Origin of the sequence: Prevotella melaninogenica ATCC 25845, from assembly GCF_000144405.1 — a bacterium.
GTDB classification, from domain to species: domain Bacteria; phylum Bacteroidota; class Bacteroidia; order Bacteroidales; family Bacteroidaceae; genus Prevotella; species Prevotella melaninogenica.
In genome coordinates this window covers 1,638,903-1,663,188 of sequence record NC_014370.1, presented here as the reverse complement: position 1 = coordinate 1,663,188, position 24,286 = coordinate 1,638,903, and the positions used below count along the sequence as shown (strand labels likewise).

The 24,286-nt window shown below is 42.1% G+C and carries 17 protein-coding genes and 1 tRNA gene; 12 read left to right on the top strand and 6 right to left on the bottom strand.

Features of this window, described 5'->3' with window-relative positions; translation table 11 throughout:
* Positions 1-128 precede the first annotated feature (128 nt).
* The 5 genes from HMPREF0659_RS06620 (at position 129) to HMPREF0659_RS06600 (ending at position 6,737) form a co-directional block, all read left to right on the top strand.
* The gene (locus tag HMPREF0659_RS06620) at positions 129-947 is read left to right on the top strand and encodes a pyridoxamine kinase (RefSeq protein ID WP_013264330.1); all 819 of its coding nucleotides are present in this window, start codon (positions 129-131) and stop codon (positions 945-947) included.
* Between the two features lie 9 nt (positions 948-956).
* A complete protein-coding gene (locus HMPREF0659_RS06615) occupies positions 957-2,618 on the top strand; it encodes a putative transporter (RefSeq protein WP_013263802.1) in 1,662 nt (553 codons plus the stop codon).
* A gap of 18 nt (positions 2,619-2,636) precedes the next feature.
* On the top strand, positions 2,637-3,347 hold the full coding sequence (locus HMPREF0659_RS06610; protein ID WP_013264425.1) for an ABC transporter ATP-binding protein: 711 nt from the start codon (positions 2,637-2,639) through the stop codon (positions 3,345-3,347).
* Between the two features lie 81 nt (positions 3,348-3,428).
* Positions 3,429-3,974, top strand: a complete 546-nt coding sequence (locus HMPREF0659_RS06605; protein ID WP_013264140.1) for a hypothetical protein — start codon at positions 3,429-3,431, stop codon at positions 3,972-3,974.
* A gap of 768 nt (positions 3,975-4,742) precedes the next feature.
* Positions 4,743-6,737 carry a helix-hairpin-helix domain-containing protein gene (locus HMPREF0659_RS06600; RefSeq protein WP_013264613.1) on the top strand — a complete coding sequence of 665 codons (1,995 nt, stop codon included), beginning with the start codon at positions 4,743-4,745 and terminating at the stop codon, positions 6,735-6,737.
* Positions 6,738-6,787: 50 nt separating this feature from the next.
* On the opposite strand, the gene HMPREF0659_RS06595 is transcribed toward HMPREF0659_RS06600, so the two are convergent.
* Positions 6,788-7,537, bottom strand: a complete 750-nt coding sequence (locus HMPREF0659_RS06595) for a hypothetical protein (protein ID WP_013264724.1) — start codon at positions 7,535-7,537, stop codon at positions 6,788-6,790.
* A gap of 341 nt (positions 7,538-7,878) precedes the next feature.
* Here HMPREF0659_RS06595 and HMPREF0659_RS06585 point away from each other — a divergent pair, with 341 nt between their 5' ends.
* Complete coding sequence (locus HMPREF0659_RS06585) at positions 7,879-8,673, top strand: hypothetical protein (protein ID WP_013264159.1); 795 nt, start codon at positions 7,879-7,881, stop codon at positions 8,671-8,673.
* Between the two features lie 26 nt (positions 8,674-8,699).
* Positions 8,700-9,473 (top strand): hypothetical protein, encoded by a 774-nt coding sequence (locus tag HMPREF0659_RS06580; protein WP_013264258.1) that lies wholly within the window; start codon positions 8,700-8,702, stop codon positions 9,471-9,473.
* A 149-nt stretch (positions 9,474-9,622) separates the two neighbouring features.
* On the opposite strand, the gene metG is transcribed toward HMPREF0659_RS06580, so the two are convergent.
* On the bottom strand, positions 9,623-11,686 hold the full coding sequence (metG, locus tag HMPREF0659_RS06575; protein WP_013264091.1) for a methionine--tRNA ligase: 2,064 nt from the start codon (positions 11,684-11,686) through the stop codon (positions 9,623-9,625).
* Positions 11,687-11,828: 142 nt separating this feature from the next.
* Here metG and HMPREF0659_RS06570 point away from each other — a divergent pair, with 142 nt between their 5' ends.
* Positions 11,829-13,823 (top strand): KUP/HAK/KT family potassium transporter, encoded by a 1,995-nt coding sequence (locus tag HMPREF0659_RS06570; protein ID WP_013263900.1) that lies wholly within the window; start codon positions 11,829-11,831, stop codon positions 13,821-13,823.
* A gap of 644 nt (positions 13,824-14,467) precedes the next feature.
* Here HMPREF0659_RS06570 and HMPREF0659_RS06565 read toward each other — a convergent pair.
* Complete coding sequence (locus HMPREF0659_RS06565; protein WP_013264362.1) at positions 14,468-16,183, bottom strand: RluA family pseudouridine synthase; 1,716 nt, start codon at positions 16,181-16,183, stop codon at positions 14,468-14,470.
* 201 nt (positions 16,184-16,384) lie between these two features.
* Between HMPREF0659_RS06565 and HMPREF0659_RS06560 the strand changes: the two genes are divergently transcribed.
* Positions 16,385-17,374: a patatin-like phospholipase family protein gene (locus tag HMPREF0659_RS06560; RefSeq protein ID WP_044045928.1), complete on the top strand. Its 990-nt coding sequence runs from the start codon at positions 16,385-16,387 to the stop codon at positions 17,372-17,374.
* Between the two features lie 162 nt (positions 17,375-17,536).
* Here the strand turns inward: HMPREF0659_RS06560 and HMPREF0659_RS06555 are convergent, their stop codons facing one another.
* From HMPREF0659_RS06555 to HMPREF0659_RS06545, 3 genes are all read right to left on the bottom strand, one after another.
* A complete protein-coding gene (locus HMPREF0659_RS06555) occupies positions 17,537-18,340 on the bottom strand; it encodes an ADP-ribosylglycohydrolase family protein (RefSeq protein WP_013264321.1) in 804 nt (267 codons plus the stop codon).
* A 153-nt stretch (positions 18,341-18,493) separates the two neighbouring features.
* Positions 18,494-18,565 (bottom strand) — tRNA-Arg (locus HMPREF0659_RS06550).
* A gap of 224 nt (positions 18,566-18,789) precedes the next feature.
* A complete protein-coding gene (locus HMPREF0659_RS06545; protein ID WP_044045927.1) occupies positions 18,790-20,232 on the bottom strand; it encodes a C69 family dipeptidase in 1,443 nt (480 codons plus the stop codon).
* A gap of 248 nt (positions 20,233-20,480) precedes the next feature.
* On the opposite strand from HMPREF0659_RS06545, the gene HMPREF0659_RS06540 reads away from it, so the two are divergent.
* From HMPREF0659_RS06540 to HMPREF0659_RS06530, 3 genes are all read left to right on the top strand, one after another.
* Complete coding sequence (locus tag HMPREF0659_RS06540) at positions 20,481-21,236, top strand: FG-GAP repeat protein (protein ID WP_174254481.1); 756 nt, start codon at positions 20,481-20,483, stop codon at positions 21,234-21,236.
* 35 nt (positions 21,237-21,271) lie between these two features.
* A complete protein-coding gene (locus HMPREF0659_RS06535; protein ID WP_013264832.1) occupies positions 21,272-22,081 on the top strand; it encodes a Fic family protein in 810 nt (269 codons plus the stop codon).
* A 123-nt stretch (positions 22,082-22,204) separates the two neighbouring features.
* A complete protein-coding gene (locus HMPREF0659_RS06530; RefSeq protein WP_013263933.1) occupies positions 22,205-24,175 on the top strand; it encodes an AAA domain-containing protein in 1,971 nt (656 codons plus the stop codon).
* Positions 24,176-24,286: the final 111 nt, after the last annotated feature.

Here is a 24,286-nt window from a genome sequence, read left to right as displayed (position 1 = left end):
CCACTCGTGCGCAGCATCAACACGACGATAGAAAAGGGAAAGCAAGACTTATTATGCTGATTTATTGGTTTTTATTTTGCCGTTCATGTGGTTTGCACTACCTTTGTAGTCCAATTAAGAAAGATATAATGAGTAAGAAACATATACTCCTCGTTAATGACATAGCAGGATACGGAAAGGTTGCAACGGCAGCCATGCTTCCTATATTATCCTACTTGGGACATCCCGTTTATAACCTTCCTACAGCGTTGGTATCCAATACGCTCGACTATGGTAAGTTCAATATCCTTGAGACAACCGACTATATCAAAGGCGTATTCCCAGTATGGAAGGAACTTGGCTTTAGCTTTGATGCGATTGCGACAGGCTTTATCGCTTCAGAGCGCCAAGCAAAACTGGTAGCAGACTATTGTCGTGAGCAGGCTGAACGTGGTACGACTATCTTTGTAGACCCGATTATGGGTGATGAAGGAAAGCTCTATAATGGAGTGACAGCTGCAACAATCAACTCTATGCGAGAGATGATTAGCGTAGCCGACCTTACTTTCCCTAATTACACAGAAGCGTGTTATCTTACATCAAGTAAGTATGATGAGAAGGGAGTTAGTTTCGAAGAAGCTAAAAGATTGTTAGATGGTTTGCGACTGATAGGTACAAAGTCGGCAATGATTACTTCTATTCTCGTTGATGGTACACCGTCTGTTGTAGGTTATAACCATGCAACAGATAAGTATTTTACACTACCTTATACCGAGATACCAGTACATTTCCCAGGTACAGGTGATATCTTCTCGGCAATCCTCATTGGTCATCTGTTAGACGGTGAAGAGTTGGTTCCAAGTACACAGAAGGCTATTGATGGCGTTTATAAACTGATAGATCTCAATAAAGACAACAAAGACAAAAACAGGGGAATCCCTTTGGAGAAGTATCTTGGTGTCTTGTAACAATAAATTATGGACTGGATTAACGGACTATTTGCCATTCCTTCTGCCCTACAGGCAGTCGTGGTCCTCTCGCTGGTTTGTACAGTAGGATTGGGCTTAGGTAAGATTAGAGTAGCAGGCATATCACTTGGTATTGCCTTTGTATTCTTTTTTGGTATCGCTGCGGGTAGTTTTGGCTTGCAGGTAGATGAGCAGATGCTTAACTACTGTGAGACTTTCGGATTGGTTATCTTCGTCTATACACTCGGACTGAGTGTAGGACCAACCTTCTTTGGCTCCTTCCGACATGAAGGAACCTTGTTTAATCTGTGGAGTTTAGGCGTTATCTTCTTGGGAACCATTATGTCTGTCGTGCTCTCATATGCAATGAATGTACCGATGTCAAGCATGGTTGGTATCCTTTGTGGTGCTACAACGAATACGCCAGCACTTGGTGCTGCACAGCAAGCATTGCAACATGCGGGGCATAGTGGTGGTCCGGCAGCATTGGCAACAGCCGTTACTTATCCATTAGGTGTTGTCGGTGTTATCTTTGCCATGATATTTCTTCGTAAGTTCTTTGTGAAGCCTTCCGACTTAGTAGTACATTCGGGAGCAGAAGACGACCATACTTATATCGGACAGTTTGTTGTTCTTAATCCAGCCGTTAATGGTAAAACAATCGTTGAGATAGCACAAGGAACACATCGAAAGTTTATTATCTCACGTATTTGGCGTGGTGATGAAGTCATCGTTCCGATGAGTACAACGGTCCTACAAGCTAAAGATAATCTGCTTGTAGTGTCCAAACGCGAAGAAGTTCCAGCCATGGAGATACTCTTCGGAAAGCAGGTTAATTGCGACTTGAATAAAGAACAGATGGATTGGAACCATCTTGACACAAAGGTGGAGAGCCGTGTTATCATCTTGTCAAACGGTGTGTTAAATGGTAAAAAGCTTGGTCAGCTTCATTTGCGAGATGCTTATAATGTCAATGTGAGCCGTGTTATCCGTGCTGATATCAAGCTGTTGGCAACGCAAGACCTTGTCCTTCGTTATGGCGACCGCCTTACCTTGGTGGGTCAACCAGAGGCTATTGATCATGCAGAGACCTTCTTGGGCAACTCTGTTAAGACGCTTAACGAACCTAATCTTGCTATCATCTTCCTCGGAATGCTTCTTGGTTTGGCTTTAGGAACAATCCCTCTCGACATCCCTGGTATGGAGTCTCCAATCCGATTGGGTATTGCTGGTGGTCCAATCATCATGGGTATATTGGCTGGAGCCTTTGGTCCTCGTTTGCATTTCATAGCTTATACGACGCGAAGTGCCTCACTCATGCTTCGTAAGTTGGGCTTATCACTCTATCTGGCGTGCTTAGGCTTGGATGCTGGTAAAGACTTCCTTGACACCGTTGTGCGCCCAGAAGGTTTGCTATGGATAGGTTTAGGCTTTGCACTTACGGTTGTTCCTGTTATCATTGTTGGGTTAATAGCCCTACGATTGAAGAAGTTTGACTTCGGAACTATCTGTGGTATCCTTTGCGGTTCGATGGCTAATCCAATGGCATTGGGCTACGCCAACGATACTGTTAAGGGTGAAACGAGCAACATTAGTTATGCTTCGGTTTATCCTTTGGGCATGTTTGCCAGGGTTATCATTGCACAGATATTAGTCATGTTCTTCGTCTGATAGGTCCTTAGTGTCGCAATGGTTATCAGCTTATCTCAGTTATCAGTAGGCTATACGCTGTCCCATCCTGTTATCTCTGACATCAACTTAGAGTTACGGAGTGGGCAGTTAGCATGCTTGATAGGAGAGAATGGAATTGGTAAATCAACCCTTTTAAAGACCCTAACAGGCTTTCTTCCGAAGTTGAAAGGTAGCCTTTTGTTGGGTAATCGTGATATCGAGTCTTTCTCTCAGCGAGAACTTGCACGGCAGGTGAGCATTGTTTTGACACAAAAACCAGATGTGCAGAACCTCACGATTGAGGAGATAATAGGCTTGGGAAGGTCGCCTTATACTGGTTTCTTTGGTCGATTGCGTGCAGAAGACCGTAAGGTTGTTGATGATGCAATCGCTACGATGGGGATTGAAAAGCTCAGAGGGAGAATGATTCAGACCCTTTCTGATGGCGAAAGGCAGAAGGTGATGATTGCGAAAGCACTGGCTCAAGAGACCTCTATCATCTTACTTGATGAGCCAACAGCCTTCCTCGACTTCCCTTCTAAGGCTGAAACCTTTCAGTCTTTACAGCGAATGGCACATGAAAGGGATAAACTTATCCTCTTATCAACGCATGACTTAGAACTCGCAGTACGCTTTGCCGATAGCTTGTTGGAGGTAAAAAGGGGTCGCTTACAAGCAGTGTCTGCATCGGAAGTGAAGGCTTCTATCCGTGCAATCATTGATAGATAGCCTTTGTTTTAGTCAATCTTTTAATAGTGCTTGCAACCCAATACGTAATAAATAAAACATTAAAATAAAAAGAAAGAACTTATGAAAAAGAATGTATGGATCGCTCCTATCGTCCTTGTACTTGCTTTGATCTTGAATAGTTGTGGTGCACAACAGAAGGCAACAGCACCAGTAACGACACCTATTGCTCAAGAACCTGTTGTCGCAGTTGAGCCTTTGAAAGAGGTAATCAGTATTGCTGACGCTTTGGATATGTATCAGAATCCAGACAAGGTAGATGCTATTACGAAGAAGTATGGTTATAAACTGAAGACTAATTATGAGGTTTATCGACTCGATAAGTTCTCTAAGATGTACTATAAGAATTGTGCGCTTGCAAAGCTTCTTACCGCTGATAAGTATGAGGATTATCCAAAGCCAATGCGCAAAGGTGTGTCAAGTTACGTAGCATTTAAGGATGGAGCAATCATTATTGCAGTGTTCAATCAGCCTGCGTATGATAACCTTGTGGCTCAGGTAAAGGCTGCAGGTTTCACCTTGGATATGCCGGGTAGCGAGGATATCTATACCAACGGCAGCCGCACTATCGCTTGTTATAAGGACGGAAAGAGTGTGAGAATCCAGTAAGACAGCCGTTGCTTTTATCGCTCTTTGCGCTTATTAGCATAAGTCATAACCCTCTCATCGCTTCTCTTTTACCATAAATCGTGGTCTAAGAGAAGGATGAGAGGGCTTTTCTTTGGTTCTTTTATTAAATATGTGGATGCTTTTTCGTATTGCTTTAACCCAAAGTCTGATATTGAAAAACATTTATTTTGAGTCTTCGAAAATCTGCTGATAAGGCTTTGAAAAATCATTACATATTTTCAAATAAAACATCTATAAATAAGGATAAAAACATGAATAAAAGATAAGTTTGCAACTAACAGTAAATCAATTAGTTATAAAGTAGTAAAGTAAAAGGTGCTTAGTTGGACTTCAAAAGGGCGTTAGTAAGGGTCTTAAAGGGTACCTTTTGCAAGCCAAAAGGGCGTCTTTAAGAAGCCAAAAGAGCATGTTTTCAAAATTATGATGTGAAAAATTATGACAGAATAATAAGTTATTAGCCTAATTAGCCCAATTGGACCAAATAGCCTAATTAGGCTAATAGGAATAAGTTGTTTGTAGAAGGCAGATAGACTTCACACCTAATTACATTTATCATGTAGTTTTTTCCCTATTCTAAAACCATCTTATTGGGGGCAACCATACCATGTATGTGGATGAATCTCATTCTATTAACAAGCTACGTATTTAACGGAAGACCTTTTCTTTATACTTTTCTCGTCATTTTGTTTGCTTTTCTCAGTAATAAAGACTATATTTGTTGTCGTAATACTTTGAAAGTCTAACTAAATGAAAAATCTACTACTGACCTGCCTTTTAGGGCTTTTTAGCCTCACTTCTACAGCACAACAAACCTATGATTGGGAAGAATTGTTTGAAGAACTCTATGCAAGTAACGAAGAAAACGTGGATGCAAAGGAGGAAACCTTTGAACTATTAGCCGACCTTTCAGAACATCCACTCAACCTCAATACGGCAAGTAGGGACGAACTTGCACGTATCCCATTTCTTACAGCAGAACAAATTGAAGATATACAAGCCTATGTTTATCAATATCATGGTATGCAGTCATTGGGTGAGTTGGCTATGATTGAATCCTTAGATGCCCTCCGTCGCCAGCTTCTTCCTTATTTTGTCTATGTCTCTCCAGTAGAAGAACAACACCAGTTTCCCACTCTTAAATCAATTATAAAAGGTGGAAAGCATACCATCTTATTGACTGGTCATATTCCTTTTTATCAGCGAGAAGGCGACCAGAAAGGCTATCTTGGCTATCCTTATGCCCATTCTTTTCGTTATTCTTTCCGTTATGGCGATTATGTTCAGGCTGGATTGGTAGGCGCACAAGATTCTGGTGAACCCTTCTTTGCACATGGTAATCGTCTTGGTTATGACCATTATAGTTTTTACTTGCTGTTAAGAAAGATGGGACGGGTGAAGACTTTGGCTGTAGGACGGTATAAAGTGAACTTCGGACAAGGACTCATTATCAACAATTCTTTTGGCTTTGGGAAACTTGCCATGCTCTCAACGTTAGGCAGACAATCAACAGGTATTCGCGCACATTCCTCTCGTTCGGCTGCTAACTATCTGCAGGGAGCAGCTGCAACGGTGGAAATAGCAAAGCATCTTGACCTAACCACCTTTCTTTCTTACCGCAGTATAGATGCTACACTTACGGATAGTGGTACCATTAAGACAATATTCAAGACTGGTTATCACCGTACTGTGCGTGAGATAAACAGTAAAGATGCTGCCACACAGTTTACTGCAGGAACCCATCTCGGCTGGTCATCGGGTGCTTTTCGTATGGGGTTATCGGGTATTTATTCTTGTTTCAACAAGGAGTTAACGCCCAATACTTCTTTATATTATCGTCATTATGCTCCCTCAGGGACTAACTTTTGGAACGTAAGTGCAGACTATAGCTATCAACATCCTCATTGGTCGTTGGCTGGTGAGACGGCAATGGATAGCAAGGGGAGCCTTGCAATGGTGAATAGCCTTTCCTATTTGCCTACTTCTAAGCTCTCTTTACTTGCCGTTCAGCGTTATTATGGCTACCAATACACAGCACTCTTCGCACGTAGTTTTGGTGATAATGGGACGGTTCAGAATGAAAGTGGATTACTCATTGGGGCTAATTGGAATGTAAAGCGGGGTTTGTCGCTCATGGCTTATAGTGATTTCGCTTATTTCTCACACCCTCGTTTTGGCGCACATACAGCCAGTAAGGCATGGGATAACCTACTAATGCTCAACTATAGCCGTCAACATTGGTCGCTCTTGGCTCGCTATCGCTTTAGAATGCGTGAGAAAGACAATCGAGATAAGACCACTCTTGTCAACGAAGTAACGCAACGTGGTCGCCTTTCTTTGGCTTATTCGGCAGCGTCTTGGAGCTGTAAAAGTCAGTTGGATGTCGTTGCAAGCAATTATCTCAAGCGTAGTTTCGGTTATATGGTGAGTGAGTCTGGGGCTTGGAAACCGCTTTCATGGCTTACGCTGAATGGTATGATTGGTTATTTCCAAACGACAGATTTCGCCTCACGTATCTATGTTTACGAACGTGGTCCACTCTATTCTTTTAGCTTTCCTGCCTTCTTTGGTAAGGGTATGCACTATAGTCTGTTTGTTCGGGCAGACCTATCGAGCCGTCTTATGATTATTCTTCGCAGTTCAACCACGCATTATTTCGACCGTGATCATATATCCTCAGGACTTCAGCAAGTCAATTCCTCAACGCTAAGTGGACTTGATATTCAGTTGCGTTGGCGGTTTTAGGTGCTGATGCTTTATGTGATTACGATTTATGGGGACGATAGTGTAGGGCGTTACTCACCAAAGGCTTCATAGTTTCCCATCCGTAAGAGCATTGGGAAATGGCGTCGGTAGCGATAAAGAGAGAAGTCGCCTTCGTCGTCAAACGCCGTAAAATCGAATTGATGTGTGGCTTGATACTTTGCGGTAGAATTGTATTCGTCAACGTAGATGTTCGTCAAACAGGGTTGTCCATCAGACATATTGATAAGGAGTAGATAGTCATATTTGTATCCTTGTCCAGCCACATAACTCAGTTCTATACCCACTTTTCCTGTCCTAATCTCCTCAAAACTTAGCATTGTATCCGCCTCCGTGTTACGGATAACATTGCTATAAACCCATCTTTTTCCCTTGTATTCAATGGCAAGAAGACGGTCGGTAAAGATCGAATCTGTGATGCTGTCTATGCTTGTCGTCATCGTTATTGGAGACAAAATAGCGGCATTCATCCCCTTGAAAGATGCTTCACCCGTCTTCACATAGAAGTTAGATATCTTAAAGCCTTTCCATGTATAAAAGCCCTTCCAGCGGTCTGGTGTAGGACAACTAAGCGTTATGGTGTTATTCGTAAAGCTTGTCAGATGCTGAATAGGCTTCCCATAATATTCCATAACCGTATCAGCATCGAGATCATATCCGTCCTCTATCAGTGGATTATCAGCCTTTTTACTTGTCTTTGTGGTATCGGCAGAAAGGTTGAAAGCCATGCAATTAACGGCAAACAGCGTGAATAATAAAAAGTAGAAAACCTTTCTTCTCATATTCCTAACCCTCTTTTGTTTTATAATTAACTATTGATTCTATCATTTCCTACGGTTGCAAAAGTAATTAAAAGTACCGACATAAACAAGTAAGAACTATGTTTGCCGAATTATTTACATGAAAATAAATATTTTTTGTCGTGAAAATAAATATTTATCTTCATGAAAATAAATTCTTCTTGTCATGAAAATAATTCGTAGGAGAAGCTTGTTGCGCTATTGCGCTACCTTCTTTTTGATTAGTAAACACATAAAGTTTGGTGATAATAAAAGCTGTTTTCTGTCGCTTGTTATCCTTTTTTTTATCTATATTTGCAGATGAAAGTAATACTATATACGACATGAAACAAGTCAGTAAGATAATTCTTTGTTTGCTCTGTATGGCAATGGCGTTGACAGGTTGCCGTGATAAGGTACGGTCAAAAGCCGATACTGCTGACCCTCAAGCCGCAGTAAACCAGTCAATGAAGCGTATATCAAAGGTGGAAAAACAAGGAGATATGCATCAGTATGATGTTGCTGATCGTCAGCGAATAACTGATTTCATTCCTAAAGGTTATAAACTATTTGAGAAGATTTCGGGTGACTTAAACAAAGATGGGCTTGATGACTGTGTGTTAATCATCAAGGCAACACGCAAGGATGGCTTTGAAAGAGATTATGAAGGTAAATTGATAGACCGAAATCGTAGGGGTATTATTGTGCTGTTCTCTGAAGAGAAAGGCTATAAAGTTGCTGTAAAGAATTACAACTGCTTCTCGTCAGAGAATGAGGATGGTGGAGTTTATTTTGCTCCTTACCTGAGTATAGATATTAGGAATAGTAAGCTTTTTGTACATTATGCCCATGGTCGGTATGGCTATTGGGAGTATTGCTTCCGTTATCAAGACTCTGACTTTATGTTGATAGGTTATGAATCATTTGGTAGTCAGGGTCCAACAGCGCTTGGAAAAGTGAGTATTAACTTCCTTACAGGGGTTAGGTATGATGATGATAATGTCAATAAGTATGATGATGATGCGGAAGAAAAGTTTGTACGGAAAGTTATAAAGCTGAAGAAAGAACCATTAAAGAAACTCTCGGAGATAGATGATTTTGATGAACTTGAAATAGAGAGACTGAATACAGATGATTAATAGATAATATATAAGTTTTGAATCAAATGAACAAGACGACTGTAGTAGGGCTGTTATTAGCGGTCTTTATGTTAGTTGGCTGTTGCGATAAGACATGGTGTATAGGTTTTGCGGCTGACTTTTTAGTTGTGACTCCACAACCTATGAAGAAGAATCCAGGCTCCATGATAATAGATAAAGGAAGTCACATATCTGTTACTGGTCAGCAACAGATAATGGGTTTTATCCCTAAGGGTTATAAGCTATTTGACAAGGTTTATGGTGACTTGAATAAAGATGGGCTTATGGATTGCGTGTTAATCATCAAGGCTACACGCAAGGATAGCTTTGTGAACGATCGTGATGGTCATAAGGTTGATCGTAATAGGCGTGGGATTATAATATTGTTTACGCATGGTAATGGTTATAAGTTAGCTTTGAAAAATGAAAGTTGTTTCTCTTCAGAGAATGAGGATGGAGGATGTTACGATCCTCCTGAGTTGAACGTTAGCATAAAAGACAGCAAACTTTATCTACACTATAATTATGGTAGATATGGTTTTTGGGAGTATTGCTTTCGCTATCATTCATCTGACTTTATGCTGATAGGTTATGAAAAGTCGCGTAATTATGGTGCAAAGGTCTTTGCGCGATTAAGCATCAACTTTCTGACAGGCATTAAATTTGTGGATAAGAACATCCATGGAGATGACTATGAAAAGGAAACTGAACTTAAACGTACCATCTATAAACTGCCGAGAAAGCCGCTGATGAGACTTTCAAAGATACGCGATTTGGATGAAGTTAGATTTGCTGAATAGTTTAATCTGCAATAAAATAAAGGCAATTAGAAGGTCTGATAAACCTTATAATTGCCTTTATAGTTGTTATGTCGTGATAAACTTGGTAGTCTGATAACTCACTACGCCTATCATATTCTATCTCTTTTAGTCAGAGTTAGAGGTGGGTATTATCCCACTTGACTACCTGGTTTCACCTCACCCATGGTTGTAGTAACGGTGAGGGAGCCATCGAAGTTAACGGCAGAGAGAATCATTCCTTGGCTCTCGATGCCCATCATCTTGCGAGGAGCAAAGTTAGCAATGAAAAGAACGTCCTTACCAGTGAGCTGCTCTGGCTCATAATAGGCTGCAATACCACTAAGGATAGTGCGCTCAACACCCGAACCATCATCGATAGTGAACTGCAAGAGCTTCTTACTCTTCTTCACCTTCTCGCACTTGATGATATGTCCAACACGGATATCAAGCTTCTCGAAGTCTTCGAAAGGAATGTCCTTCTTGATTGGTTCAGCCTTGTTGGAAGCGGCTTCGTTAGCCTTCTTAGTCTCTTCCAACTTACGCAACTGAGCCTCGATAGCCTCATCCTCAATCTTCTCGAAGAGCAACTCAGGCTCTGCCAACTGCTTACCAGCTGGGAGAAGGTCGGTAGAACCAAGTTCACTCCAGTCATACTCCGTCATGTTTATCATCTCACGGAGTTTCTTACTGCTGAATGGCAAGAATGGTTCGAAGGCAATACTGAGGTTGGCAACGAGCTGAAGCGAGATGTAGAGAATTGTCTCCACACGCTTAGGGTCGGTCTTCCAAAGCTTCCAAGGCTCTGTCTCGGCAATGTATTTGTTACCGATGCGAGCGAGGTTCATAGCCTCTTTCTGTGCCTCACGGAACTTAAAGATATCGAGATAAGCCTCTACCTTTGCCTTAACATCCTTGAACTCTTGGATAGTCTGGCGGTCAATCTCCTCCAATTCACCACAAGCAGGAACCACACCGTTCCAGTACTTCTTGGTCAATTGCAGTGCACGGTTAACGAAGTTACCATATACAGCAACGAGTTCAGAGTTGTTACGCTCCTGAAAGTCTTTCCAAGTGAAGTTGTTATCTTTGGTTTCTGGTGCATTAGCTGTCAGCACATAGCGTAGCACATCCTGCTTTCCTTCAAAGTCGCGGAGGTACTCATGGAGCCATACCGCCCAGTTCTTACTTGTAGAAATCTTATCGTCTTCAAGGTTAAGGAACTCGTTTGATGGTACGTTATCAGGCAAAATATAATCGCCATGCGCCTTCAACATAGTTGGGAAGATGAGACAGTGGAACACGATATTGTCCTTTCCAATGAAGTGTACAATACGTGTCTCTGGGTCTTGCCACCACTTCTGCCAGTTGCCGAAGTGCTCTGGATCCTTTTCGCAAAGCTCCTTTGTGTTTGAAATATAGCCGATAGGCGCATCAAACCATACGTAAAGAACCTTGCCCTCGGCTCCCTCTACTGGTACAGGAATACCCCAATCAAGGTCGCGAGTCATAGCACGTGGCTGGAGATCCATGTCTAACCAGCTCTTACACTGACCATAAACGTTTGGTCGCCACTCCTTATGATCCTCCAAAATCCACTGCTTCAGCCACTCTTGATAGTCATTCAAAGGCAGGTACCAGTTCTTAGTACGCTTGATGACAGGCTGTGAACCAGAGATAGTAGAGTGTGGATTCTTCAACTCCATAGGGCTAAGGTCACTACCACACTTCTCACATTGGTCGCCATAAGCATTTGGATTGCCACAGTGAGGACACTCACCCATGATATAACGGTCGGCAAGGAACTGGTGAGCTTCCTCATCATAGTACTGCTCACTCTCCTTCTCGACGAGCTTACCATCATCATATAGCTTACGGAAGAAGTCTGAAGCAAACTTGTGGTGAGTCTCACTTGTTGTGCGACTATAGATGTCGAAGGAGATACCAAACTCTTCAAAAGAGTCCTTTATCAACTTATGATAACGGTCACATACGTCCTGTGGGGTGATACCTTCCTTCTTAGCACGGATGGTGATAGGCACACCATGCTCGTCACTACCACCAATGAAAGCAACTTCACGCTTCTTCAATCGGAGATAACGAACGTAGATATCGGCAGGAACATATACACCAGCAAGGTGTCCTATATGTACACCTCCATTCGCATAAGGCAATGCTGCGGTAACAGTGGTGCGCTTAAATTTCTTTTCTTCCATATCTGTTTGATTATTTATTATCTACTGCAAAGTTACAGTAAATAAGAGAAACGACAAAAGAAATATAGATAAAAGCCTTAAGAGGGTTATGCAGTTATCATGATTTTGTTTACCTTTGCATCCGTTTTAAGATATAATAAGAATGACACGGGATAACAATTGTAGTAATTCTGCACGCCATAAACTAAGTTTAATGGGCGTTATTGTAACCTTAGGTATTGTTTTCGGAGATATAGGTACATCTCCTTTGTATGTGATGAAGGCTATTGTTAGGGCTGGAAACCCTGTTAATGCTGAATATATCATCGGTGCAGTGTCGTGTATTATATGGACATTAACCCTTCAAACGACTGTTAAGTATGTCTTAATTGCCCTCCGTGCGGATAATAAAGGAGAGGGTGGAATACTCGCTTTGTATGCTTTAATACGTCGACATAGTCGTAAATGGTTTTATTTCTTAGCGATTATTGGTGCCAGTACGCTGATAGCTGATGGTGTTATAACGCCTTCTATTACGGTTCTCTCTGCTATAGAGGGATTGAAGGTCTATGAACCAGAGACCCCAGTTGTACCTATTGCCCTTTGTATTGTTACTGTTTTGTTCTTCATTCAGCAATTCGGAACAAATATGATTGGCAAGTTGTTTGGTCCATTAATGCTCTTATGGTTTTCAATGTTGGGTGTGTTAGGAGCTATGCATATCGGTGATTATAATCCTATTCTGCAAGCTTTCAATCCCTTACATGCCATCCACTTGCTGACGAGTAACCCTGAGTGGTTTTTAATCTTGGGTGCAGTGTTCCTCTGTACGACAGGTGCTGAGGCCTTATATTCCGACTTAGGGCATTGTGGAATTAATAACATCCGTACGAGTTGGGCCTTTGTCAAGGTCATGTTAATCCTCAACTATCTTGGTCAAGGGGCTTGGATAATTGCACATGTCAATAATCTTACTTCTGGGTTGAACCCTTTTTATGCCATTATGCCCCACGGTATGCTCTTTTTCGGTATCGTCATGGCAACGATAGCAGCCATTATTGCAAGTCAAGCATTGATTAGTGGGTCGTTTACTATCTTCAGTGAAGCAATGAACTTGAAGTTTTGGCCACGTCAGAAGATTAAGTATCCGACCGATGTTAAGGGACAACTTTACATCCCATTTGTCAATATGTCGCTCTTTATCTTATGTGTGATTGTGATACTTTTCTTCAAGAGTTCGGAACGAATGGAGGCTGCTTACGGCTTGTCAATCACGATAACCATGCTCATGACCACCTTCCTCTTGAGTGCTTATCTTACTATTCGTCGAGTAAATCGTTGGCTAACACTCCTGTTCCTTATCGTCTTTGTCGGTTTGGAGAGTATCTTCTTCGTCGCAAACATGGCAAAGTTTATGAATGGAGGTTGGGTAACCATGCTTCTTGCCAGTGTGATGATAGCAATCATGTATGTGTGGTATAATGCCACAACCATCCGTAATTCGCAGATACAGATACGTGATGTTCGTGAATCGTTCAGTATTATTTCCGATATTAAGAACGATGAGTCAATCCCTAAGTATGCGACAAATATTGTCTATCTCACCAAACTTGGAGGTAAATACGACATCGAACAGAAGATTCTCTATTCAATTATTAACAAGCATCCAATGCGTGCTGACCATTATTTCTTGCTGCATATAGACTATCAAGACAGTCCATCAACACTGGAATATGACGTTACCACGCTCGTTCCCGATACTCTTTATCGTATCAATCTACGGTTAGGATTCCGCATCCACCCACTTGTCAATCGTTATTTTAGGCAGATAATCGAGGATATGGTGGCTAAGAATGAGTTCTCTCTTGCGTCATCTTATCCGTCATTGGCTAAGCATAATGTGATGGGAAACTTCGTATTTGTGCTTATTAATAGGATTTATTCAACCTTCGCTTCTTTCTCTTTTAAGGAGCGACTTATCATGGATGCCTATGAATGGATTGACCATTTGAAATTGAGTATGACACGTTCTTTAGGTCTGAATACGAGTAATGTCTTGATAGAGAACGTACCACTCACATTAAAGTCACATGCTAAAAAGGTAGGAAATAGTATTCCAAGGGTTGAAAGAATAGAGGAAAACGAGGGCTTCCATTAACTCCAAATTGTTAATAGTATGAGATTAATCTACATATATGGTATGATTTCCTCCAATAAGATTGTTTTATAAAGGCTCAACACCCAACAACCATCACCCAACACCGGTATAATTACCCCCCAATTAGATGGTTTTAGAACGGCGGATAAACTACATGATGAATGTAATTAGGTGCGATGTTTATCTGCCTTCTACAAACAATTTATTCCCTCATTAGTTGCGGTTTGTAAACTATTTTCATGTGATTCGAAACCAATACATGCTCTTTTGGCTTCTAAAAGATGCCCTTTTGACTTGCAAAAGATGCCCTTTAAGCCCCTTACTAACGCCCTTTTGAAGTCCAACTAAGCACCTTTTACTTTTCCATTTTATAACTAATTGATTTGCTGTTGATTACAGACCTGCTTTTTGTATGTGGTTTTGCCGTTATTTATTGATGTCTTATTCGAAATTATGTAATGATTTTTCAAACCTTTATTTGCAGATTTTCGAAGTTTAAAAAGAAATGATTTTTAATGTCAGAGGATGATAAAAGGACAGATAGTTGACTGTATTAGCTATGTCTTTATTGAATGAGTAACTTCGATTCTTCTGCAAAAGCAATACGGAAGAACTGGAAAGCGAAGAGTAGATAGCTTCGATACCTATAAAGGAGTATCAAAACTCATCCGCTCTTGGGTTATGGGATGGGTGAACTCAAGGTGAGTTGCGTGTAACCAAAGGCGTTCAGCTCGTTGTCCGTAGAGGTTATCACCAATGATAGGAGTACCCAATCCGTCTGGATGAGCACAATGAACGCGCAGCTGGTGGGTACGCCCTGTCAACGGATAGAGCGCTATCTTCACTGCTTCCAATGCTTCTTTGCCGTATGTTGTCTTACCGATAAGGCGATACTCGGTGATAGCTGGCTTCCCATTAGTTCTATCAACACGCTGCCGAGGACGGTCGTCTGGGTCGGGAGAGAGTGGAAGTTCTATCCGTCCCTCTGCTGGTAACTGCTTTTCGAGGATAGAGAGAGGAAGCAAAGCAACATACTTCTTCTTTACTGTTCGCCCAATAAACTGTGCTTGCAAAGCCTTATGAACCTCAGAAGTACGCGCAACAACGAGTAAACCACTTGTTGCCATGTCTAATCGATGTACCATGAACGCATCGCTCTTACCCTTCCATCGCTCGCAAAGAATACTATAAATGGATGCTTGACAGCCTTTTCCAGGAATAGAGAGTAAGCCCGATGGTTTGACAACTACTGCAAGATAATCGTCTTCATAGAGTATTTGTAGTCTTTCAGAAAGAGCTAATTCGGTTTTATAATCTGTCCTCTTGCAATCCTTATAGTCAACGTCTATCCCTTCCAACATCCACTCCAAGATAGGTTTACACTTTCCGTTGCAAGCAGGATAGTAGTTTCCATGCTGTCTTATCTCGGTCTTTGGCGATGGTCCCCACCAAAACATAGCCATGCTAATAGGCTTATAACCATGAAGAAAGGCATATTGTAAGAGCTTTGGTTCACAGCATTCACCTGCACCAGAAGGTGGAAGTAGTGAAGCTGCGAGACTCTCCTTGGCAGCACGTTCAGCAGTATTTACACTTGTTATATGGGCAGCCTTCGTGCGTGCAGGACTGTTCTGCAGATAGTAATCACGGAAGATATCGAGTAAGTCCTTACGTTCTCCGTGTGCATTGAGTAGTGAGAACTGAGAGAAAAGCCAACGTTGAAGACGATCAGACTTCATTTTCCGCTCTCGTTTCCAAACTGTTATCTGTTCTTGATAGGAGTCTACAATAGCCTGTGCAGCGGTAATCTGTTCAGCATAAGCCTTTTTCTTACGTTGCAATTCGGCTTTAAGAAACTGGCTCTGACGTGTCATTTCGTTTCGTTCTGCCTCTGAAATAAAAGCCTCTTTACGGCGTTTGTCACGTAAGAACTTGGCCCCTTGCATCACTCTCCGTGCTTCTTCGATAGCCTTTTCTGCCTCTTGCTGAATCTTTTTGAGGTTTTCCTGTGCCTGTCGATAGGCTGTTGAGGCTTTTAGTTGGGCTATCTTTTGATTCAATTGGGTAATCTCTGCCTCATGAATTTTGAAGTAACCATTAGGTTGAAGATAGTCGAAGACAGCTGGAACAAAGTCTTCTCCCTCATCAGCTATCTGTCCTGAGTAGGCTTGCAGATAACCAATCTCTCCGTTTCGCTCAACAATCAGAATGCCATACATCTTTCCTTCGATTGGTTCAATAGGGAGATCTGCCTGCAACTGCTTGACTGCTGCACGGCAAAGAGCGTCCGGTTCGTAATCGAAGGGATTATTAAACCGAGCGGGTAGGGGCTGTTCTGATAGGATAGGATGGAACTTCATGGTGCAAAGGTAAGGAATAGTTGACAAGTAAACAAGTTTACGAGTAGACGAGTGGATTGTTTTGGAGTTGACAAGTAGACAAGTTAACGGGTGTACAAGTTACTTGCTTTTGAGGAAATATGAAGATTGTTGGAGAAATGAAAAGCAACAATAAAAGGAAAAAACACGCTTTTCTCTTAGAAAAACATTACTTTTGTCGCTATGAAAAAATACTTACTTGTATTTCTGATGCTGATATGCTGTGGTTTATCTGTGAAGGCACAGCAACAGAACGAAGGTGGGAAGACCCGCCCAAAGGTGGGACTTGTGCTTGGTGGTGGTGGTGCGAAAGGTGCTGCAGCCATAGGAATACTAAAAGAGTTGGAGCAAGCTAAGATTCCTATTGACTATATTGCTGGAACAAGTATAGGTGCAATTATTGGCGGATTATACGCGCAGGGCTATCGTGCAGACGACCTTAAAAAATTCTTTTGTTCGCAGAATTGGTTGGCACTTTTGGCAGATAGAGACACAACATTGGTTGGAAAGGTCTATAAAGAGGAAGATGGTGTAATCTATCTCTTTGGCTTTCCTGTGCGTAAAAAGGCTGATGCTGATAAAAATACAGGGTTCTGGATGTTGCATGGTGACCATGTCTATAATTTCCTTGACTCACTCGTCAGTCGTTCTCCCGTACAACGTGGTACCGTTGAGAAGGCTATTCCCTTCTCGTGTGTAGCCTTTGACATCCGTCGTCAACAAGAAATAGTCCTTGATACAGGTTCCATGGCGCGTAATATGCGTGCCAGTATGGCTATTCCCGGTGCGTTCAAACCTGTGCAGATAGACACGCTGATGCTGGTGGATGGCGGTATGGGCAATAATCTTCCAGTGGATGTTGTACGAAAGATGGGGGCAGATATCGTTATTGCCGTCGACCTTCAACAGCGCAAACATGATGACTATCGTTCGCCTTTCGGCTTTCTGAAAGGACTGGGAGGTATCTTAGATTGGTTGGCAGAACGTCCTGATATAAAGAAATATAATGTCAATCGCACGAAAGCCGACCTCTATATTAATCCCGATTTAGGTTCTTATGGTGTCACCGACTTCAATGCAAAGGCGATAAAAGCTATCCTTAAAATAGGCGAGGATACTGGTATTCTGTATCGAAAGCAGTTAGGGACGTTCATGAAAGACCATCAACGATGAATTATTTTCATGAAAATAAATATTTTTCTTCATGAAAGTAAATATTTCTTTTCACGTAAATAAATCTTTTTGTTCATGAAAATAACGTGCAACAAGGCTGTTTTACAGTCTTCAAAACAGCATTGTTAGACTCGAAAAATCGTATTTTTTTAAGGCTTAAAGCTATCCTTTTTTAGTCCCACAGCTATCTTGTATGCGCTCATAAAACTGTCCGAGGATGTTGAGCATATCATCTGGCAAGTAGCTGATTGCCTTTTCGATTATCCATTCTGGCACAGGATAATAGGCTTCGGCAACCGAACCAGCGATGCACGCCTTCGTGTCGGTATCGCCATCACATAGTACAGCGAGGCGGATGGTCTCCTCAAAGCTATTAGCATCCATGAAACAACGCAGTGCCATCGGTACGGTTTCCTGACAGGTTCCATCAAAGTGTCCTTCAGAACCAATCTTCTTAATGTCCCGCATAGGTGGTAACTCGTAGCCAAAGAATTTCTCAACTTTGCGCTCGACATCCGACTTAGAAAAGCGCATCAAGCGTAGCCAACAGATAGCTTCAGCAATACATTGTGCACCCTTAATGCCTTCGGGGTGGTTATGACTTACGATAGCACTCTTCTTGGCTTCCTCAATTACATCCTCCCACTCGTCGAATAGCCACCCAATAGGGCTGACACGCATCGCAGAACCATTGCCAAATGAATCCGTAGGCTGGGGATTGTCAGCGTTAATCCATTGGTAGAATCGCCTACCATATCCGCCCATCGGGTCTGGATAACGCCGACACCAGTCGAGCAGACTCTCCTGATAGTCACGTTCATTCAGCACCGCATCGGCAATAGCGATGGTGCAAATCGTATCATCTGTGTAAGAACAATCGGGTGTAAAAAGCTCAAACCCTTGCTGTGGAGCTGCTCCGAATTCGAAACGTGAGCCTACAATATCTCCTATAATAGCACCAATCATAAAGTTTCTTCTTTAGTCCCTCTGTTGCTTGAGAGCGGATTGAAAAATACTATGGGGTATATGTTTCCTTTTGGTTGTTAGTAGTAAATCTATATAAAAATGATAATCAGCCTCTTTACTCTTAACAATGAGAGGGAAAGAGTTGATGTTTAGTACTCCGACCGGGAATCGAACCCGGATCAAAGGTTTAGGAAACCTACGTTCTATCCATTGAACTATCAGAGCGAGTTTTTCAAGCTTTACTTTGCTACCATAGGATAGCTGTGCAATAGCTCTTGTCTGCAAAGTTAGGAAAAAAAAGTTATATATATTGTGAAACAATTGATTTTTTACCTTTCCCTTATCGTTCTTGCTGGTGTTTTTTACCTAAATAAGGCTGTACCAAGAGGCATTGTGTGCTACTTGATACAGCCTGTCTTATAGTTATAAAAGTAGGATTCTACTTGCTTTTATGCTCCGTGGAAGAGATACTCCTGCTGAATGTCTTGTGTCATCAGTGTAAAGAGTTTCTCTTGTAGACGATCGGCAAGGTCGAGTGCACTGTTAAGAATCTTATCAGAGAACTCCTGTAACAGGTCTTGTGCATGGAGAGGTTGCGTCTTGTAGATGCGTAGATATTCTTCTTCCATCTCACGTTGACGCTGATCGGTCTCAGCTTCAAACTTTGCATACGCCTCCTTGATGATAGGAGCATACTTGTTATAGTTGGTCATACCCAATACCATTATCTTGCGGAACTTCCAATAAGCTGAGTCATCACTTGACTCACCATTACCCTTCGTGTAAGCCTCTGGATAAGAAGTGATGCCCTGATAGAGTGGGAGGAACACACCGAGGTCTGCCATTCCCATAGCAACGTAATTCACACAACCGATAGCCTGTGGCAGCTCTGGGCGTACCTGCAAGAGATGGGTCTGTGTGGTACGGAAGATAGAGACAGGACGGTAAGGTTCCTTCGGATTGCTATTGAGATATGGGTCGTGCTCCGTATTGTCGTAGTGGAAGCGGAATGCCGTGCGAAGTTCGGTCAGTGTGACCTTATGAGCAGCTTTTGCAAAGACAGGGAAGGTGTTCTTTGTTACGTCATTCTTAATCTCTGGAGAGAAGAACTGCTGCAAACCCCATACACGTGGATAGTTATAGGTAGTGTCGAGTTTGATATCACGTGCGTAAGCCTCATGGAAATCAAAGGCACCCTGTGCTGGATTGTAAAGTCCATGCTTCTCGGCAAACTCAATCAAGTCGGCTGATGCGAGGTAATTTTCCTTATCATTAGGGTCGTATGTACGGAAGCGGCTCTGGTTACCAGTAACGAAATACTGATCTTTTGGCATACGGCAAGCCAACCAACGATGGCCACAAGCTGTCTCCAAGTACCATATCTCCTTGCTATCTACAAAGCCAATGCCGAAGCCTTCAGCAATACCATACTTCTCGATGAGCATACCCAATCGCTCAACACCTTCGCGGGCGGTGTGGACGTAAGGTAGGGTAATGTTGAAGACAGAGTTCTCTGCCACACCATTCTCTACCAATGGGTCGTGTTTCAATACCTCGTCACTACTGAAGATACTCTCCGTAGCGCTCATTCCCACACCTGCTGTGTTGAAACCAGCACTGCCCCAATGACCGTGAAGATTATACGGAGAAAGGGCAGAATAGCCCAAAGCCTTCTCTGGGAGTTCGCAACGGAAAGGGCTATCCTTTGCAACGAACTCACGTGGACCATTGTCCGTATCTTCAAAAATCTCGTAATTCTTAGCTTCCATAGCGTCCCAGTCCTCTGAACGCGCTACTATCATAGAACCATCAGCAGTCTGTTCTTGACCAATGATGATGGTTGTACACTCTGAAGGAAGTTTGTGCTCAATTTGCACTTTGTTTGTTTTCATAAGCTTAAGAGTCTTAGTTCTTATTGTTAATTATTGATGACAAAAATAGTAAATATTCGTGGAAGTGGCGTAAGAAGTTAGGATAAAAAAGGTAAATAAGTGGGGTTATGGTGCAAAATACCCATATATAGTTAATACTATTGTGTCTTTTATAGTGTTCAAGGTTGGAATATAGAGGGAAAAGTATTATTTTTGCAGCGTGTGATATCTGATAATAGTGTTTGCTGAAAGGTGTTAAATATGTGATTATGAAGAAAGTTAAGTCTCTTGTCTTTTTGTTGAGTCTTTGTATGATACTTCTTTCTTGTACTGATAAGAAGCCCGTTAGTCAGGCGCAGGAGTCGTCTGTGCAACAGGAAGATAGTGTGCCTGTAAAGAAGGTTGATAGTGTTAAGGTAGCAAAGAAGCAGCCACTAACATATAAGATTCTTGTTCCTTTTAATTATCGTTTATGTAATCCAGATACGATAATCAACCGAAATTGGGTTGAACTCTATAAAGATGGGAAGGATTATTATGTTGGTAAAGCTCGGTATGGTATTGAGATGAGAGAGGATATGTGCTCAAGTACTATTCCAACATACTTGGCAGAAAAGCGAAACACGATATTGTTTGTCAATCAGTTGCCAATAAAGAAGGGCAAAGTTAAGATTGCTGATATTGCATTTTCAGATAGTACTTACTTGGAACCAGGCTCTGTAAGGAATTTTACTTTTGCAGGAAAGCATTACAAGTTAGAGGCAAAGGCGCAGGGAGAAAGCCAATTAAAAAACTATACATTATTGCTCAATGGAGAACGAATAGTTAGGGAGGCAAGGGTCGATGCAGCAAGTTTTGCACTTCTGTTTGCAGGTGATTTGGATGGAGATGGGAAGTTAGACCTTGTTCTTTCCTTACCTACAGATTATGAAGAACTCCGTGTTGCCTTGTTCTTATCATCTTGTGCGCCTCCTGGTTTGCAAATGGGTAAAGTCGCAGAGATAGAGGATGACTTCAGTTGTTAAGCCTTTCCTGTTTTTTATTCGTTGTAGAATGGATATTGGATAAAAAGTATTATATTTGTAAAGTGTTTGAAACAGAGATAAAAAGATATGATGAATTGGTAGCAGAGTATCAAGAAAAGATAGTGCTGCCAATGGGGAAGAAGGCGTTTAGAGAGTATTCTGAAATCCTTTTTTCCTGCCATAGCTGTGGTATAGAGGGGTCTTCTTTCTCGGTGGATGATACACGTTGTCTGTTTGAAGAGCAGTTAGGCTATCATCCAGTTGGCAAGTCTTTGCTGGAATGTCAGGAGATGGCAGACCACTTTGCAGCATATGAATGGATGCATAATCATTTAGATCACCCTTTTGATGTCGAACTATTGAAGACCATCAATAGGTTGGTAACACTTCGTACGCTCACTTATAAGCAGGCAGATGCCGTACCTGGGGAGTTTACAACGGTGGATATGGCTGCTGGTGATACGGTCTTTGGCGAACATGAAGGATTGGTAGCACAGGTGCCACGACTGATGTCTTCAACAGCTGAGATGATGAAGCGTGGAGAACTTCACCCTATGATTCTTTCTGCTCGGTTCCATGGTTTCTTTGAATACCTACTTCCTTTCCGTGATGGGAATGGGAGAACAGGCAGGTTGTTATCCAACTTCATCTTACTACGTCATGATTATCCTGAATTGATTATACAGAAAGAAGATCGTCAAGAGTATATCGCTACTTTGCGAACCATACGAACGGAAGGGACGGATGAACACCTAATTGCGTTCTTCTTTAAGGCAGCTACAAAGCAAATGGAAAATGCTCTGGCGCAGAAAAAGCAGAATAGTCGTACAATGTTCTTCTTTTAGTGGTCTACTTTCTTTTATACTTAATGTGCAAAGTGTGCTTTTATTTATATATAATATCGTTTTAATTATTTACAAGCAACTTGTTAACTCGTCAACTTGTTAACTCGTCAACTATAAAAAGATATGCTTCAGGAAAGTCCAATACAACTCTTACAACGTCAGCGTTTACTGCTCCAAATGGAGTATTATGCCGAGAAAGAAGCCTTTAGAAAGCAGACTGAGGCTGCAGGTATGCAGCGGAAAGTGAAACGAGGTGACGCTTGGTTCCCATTAAGAGTGGGAAAACGGTTTTATAATGGACTTAACCAACTATGCATTGAGGTATTTCGTACACAGGATGGGGATATCGAACATAACTTTGAATGTGGTAGACCACTCCTTTTCTTTAAGTTTATTGAGAAAGGGGAGGGGACTCCTAATAAGGCGGTTCAGCTGAAATACTATGGTTTTACAGGTACGGTATCTTATGTAGAGGGCGACAGAATGGTCGTTGCTGTCCCTGACTCTGCACCTTTGTTAGACCTCCAATCAGCTTCAGAACAGGTTGGTTGCCAGTTAGGTTTTGATGAAACGAGCTATCAAATGATGTTCGATGCGTTAGACCGTACCATGAAAGCAAAGGGAAATAGGCTTGCCTATCTTCGCGATTTGTTCTATTCACGACAAAAGGCTGAGAAGTTCTCCTTTGCTCCTATTCGATTACCTTGGCTGAATCCGACACAAGAAAAGGCTGTCAACGAGGTGTTATGGGCAAAAGATGTGGCGGTAGTTCATGGTCCACCGGGAACAGGTAAGACAACAACATTGGTCGAAGCAATCAACGAAACACTGATGCGTGAGAGCCAAGTGATGGTTTGTGCGCAGAGTAATATGGCTGTTGACTGGATTTGTGAGAAGCTTGTCGACCGTGGTATCAATGTCCTTCGCATTGGTAATCCTACTCGAGTGAACGATAAGATGTTAGGTTTTACATATGAAAGGAAGTTTGAAGCACATCCAGACTACCCACAGTTGTGGTCGATTCGGAAAGCTATTCGTGAACTGAGGAACAACAGGAAGAAAAGTTCTGAAAGCTATCATCAGAAGATGGATAGGCTGAAGAGCCGTGCAACAGAGCTTGAAATACGTATCAATGCCGAGTTGTTCGGAGAGGCACGTGTCGTTGCTTCCACCCTCGTTGGTGCTAACAGTAGGATAATGGAAGGTCAGAAGTTCACCACTTTGTTCATCGATGAGGCTGCACAAGCCCTTGAAGCAGCCTGCTGGATAGCCATTCGTAGAGCGTCAAGAGTCATCTTTGCGGGTGATCATTGTCAACTACCACCGACTGTGAAAAGCATTGCTGCCCTGCGTGGAGGCTTAGGAAAGACCCTGATGGAACGTATCGTAGAGAATAAGCCAGAGGTTGTAACGCTGTTGAAGGTGCAATATCGAATGAACGAAGAGATTATGCGCTTCTCATCCGATTGGTTCTATGGTGGACAGGTGGAGACCGCTCCGCAGATTAAATATCGTGGCATCCTCGATTATGACAACCCAATGGTATGGATTGATACGTCCGATGAGGCTGTCGTTGCATCGTATGATTTAACGGAAAGTGAGGCTAATTCTGCTCCTTCCCAATTGAATAATGATAGGGGAAATGCCTTTCATGAGCAGTTTGTAGGTTCTTCTTTTGGACGTATTAATAAAGGAGAAGCAGAGCTAACACTCAAGACTTTAGTCGATTACTTTACTAAGATAGGGAAGCAGCGTGTGTTAAATGAGCGGATAGATGTGGGCGTTATCTCTCCTTATCGTGCTCAAGTGCAGTATCTTCGTAGCCTGATAAAGAAGCGAGCGTTCTTCAAACCCTATCGAAGTCTTATCAGTGTGAACACCGTTGACGGCTTCCAAGGACAGGAACGTGACGTGATACTCATTTCTCTTGTGCGTTCCAATGATGATGGTCAGATAGGTTTCTTGCGTGATTTACGTCGTATGAACGTGGCTATAACACGTGCCAGAATGAAGCTGATTATCCTTGGTAATGTCCAAACAATGACCAAACACGAATTTTATAAGAAGCTGTGGGAGAGTCTTCCACAGTCCTGAAAGTGTCTGTTTTATTAGCCCAATTGGCCTTATTAGGCTAATTGGGCTAATTCTTTATAAGCTCAATTCTAAAATATTTTTTGTTTAATTACACACTGAAAAGTGGATTTA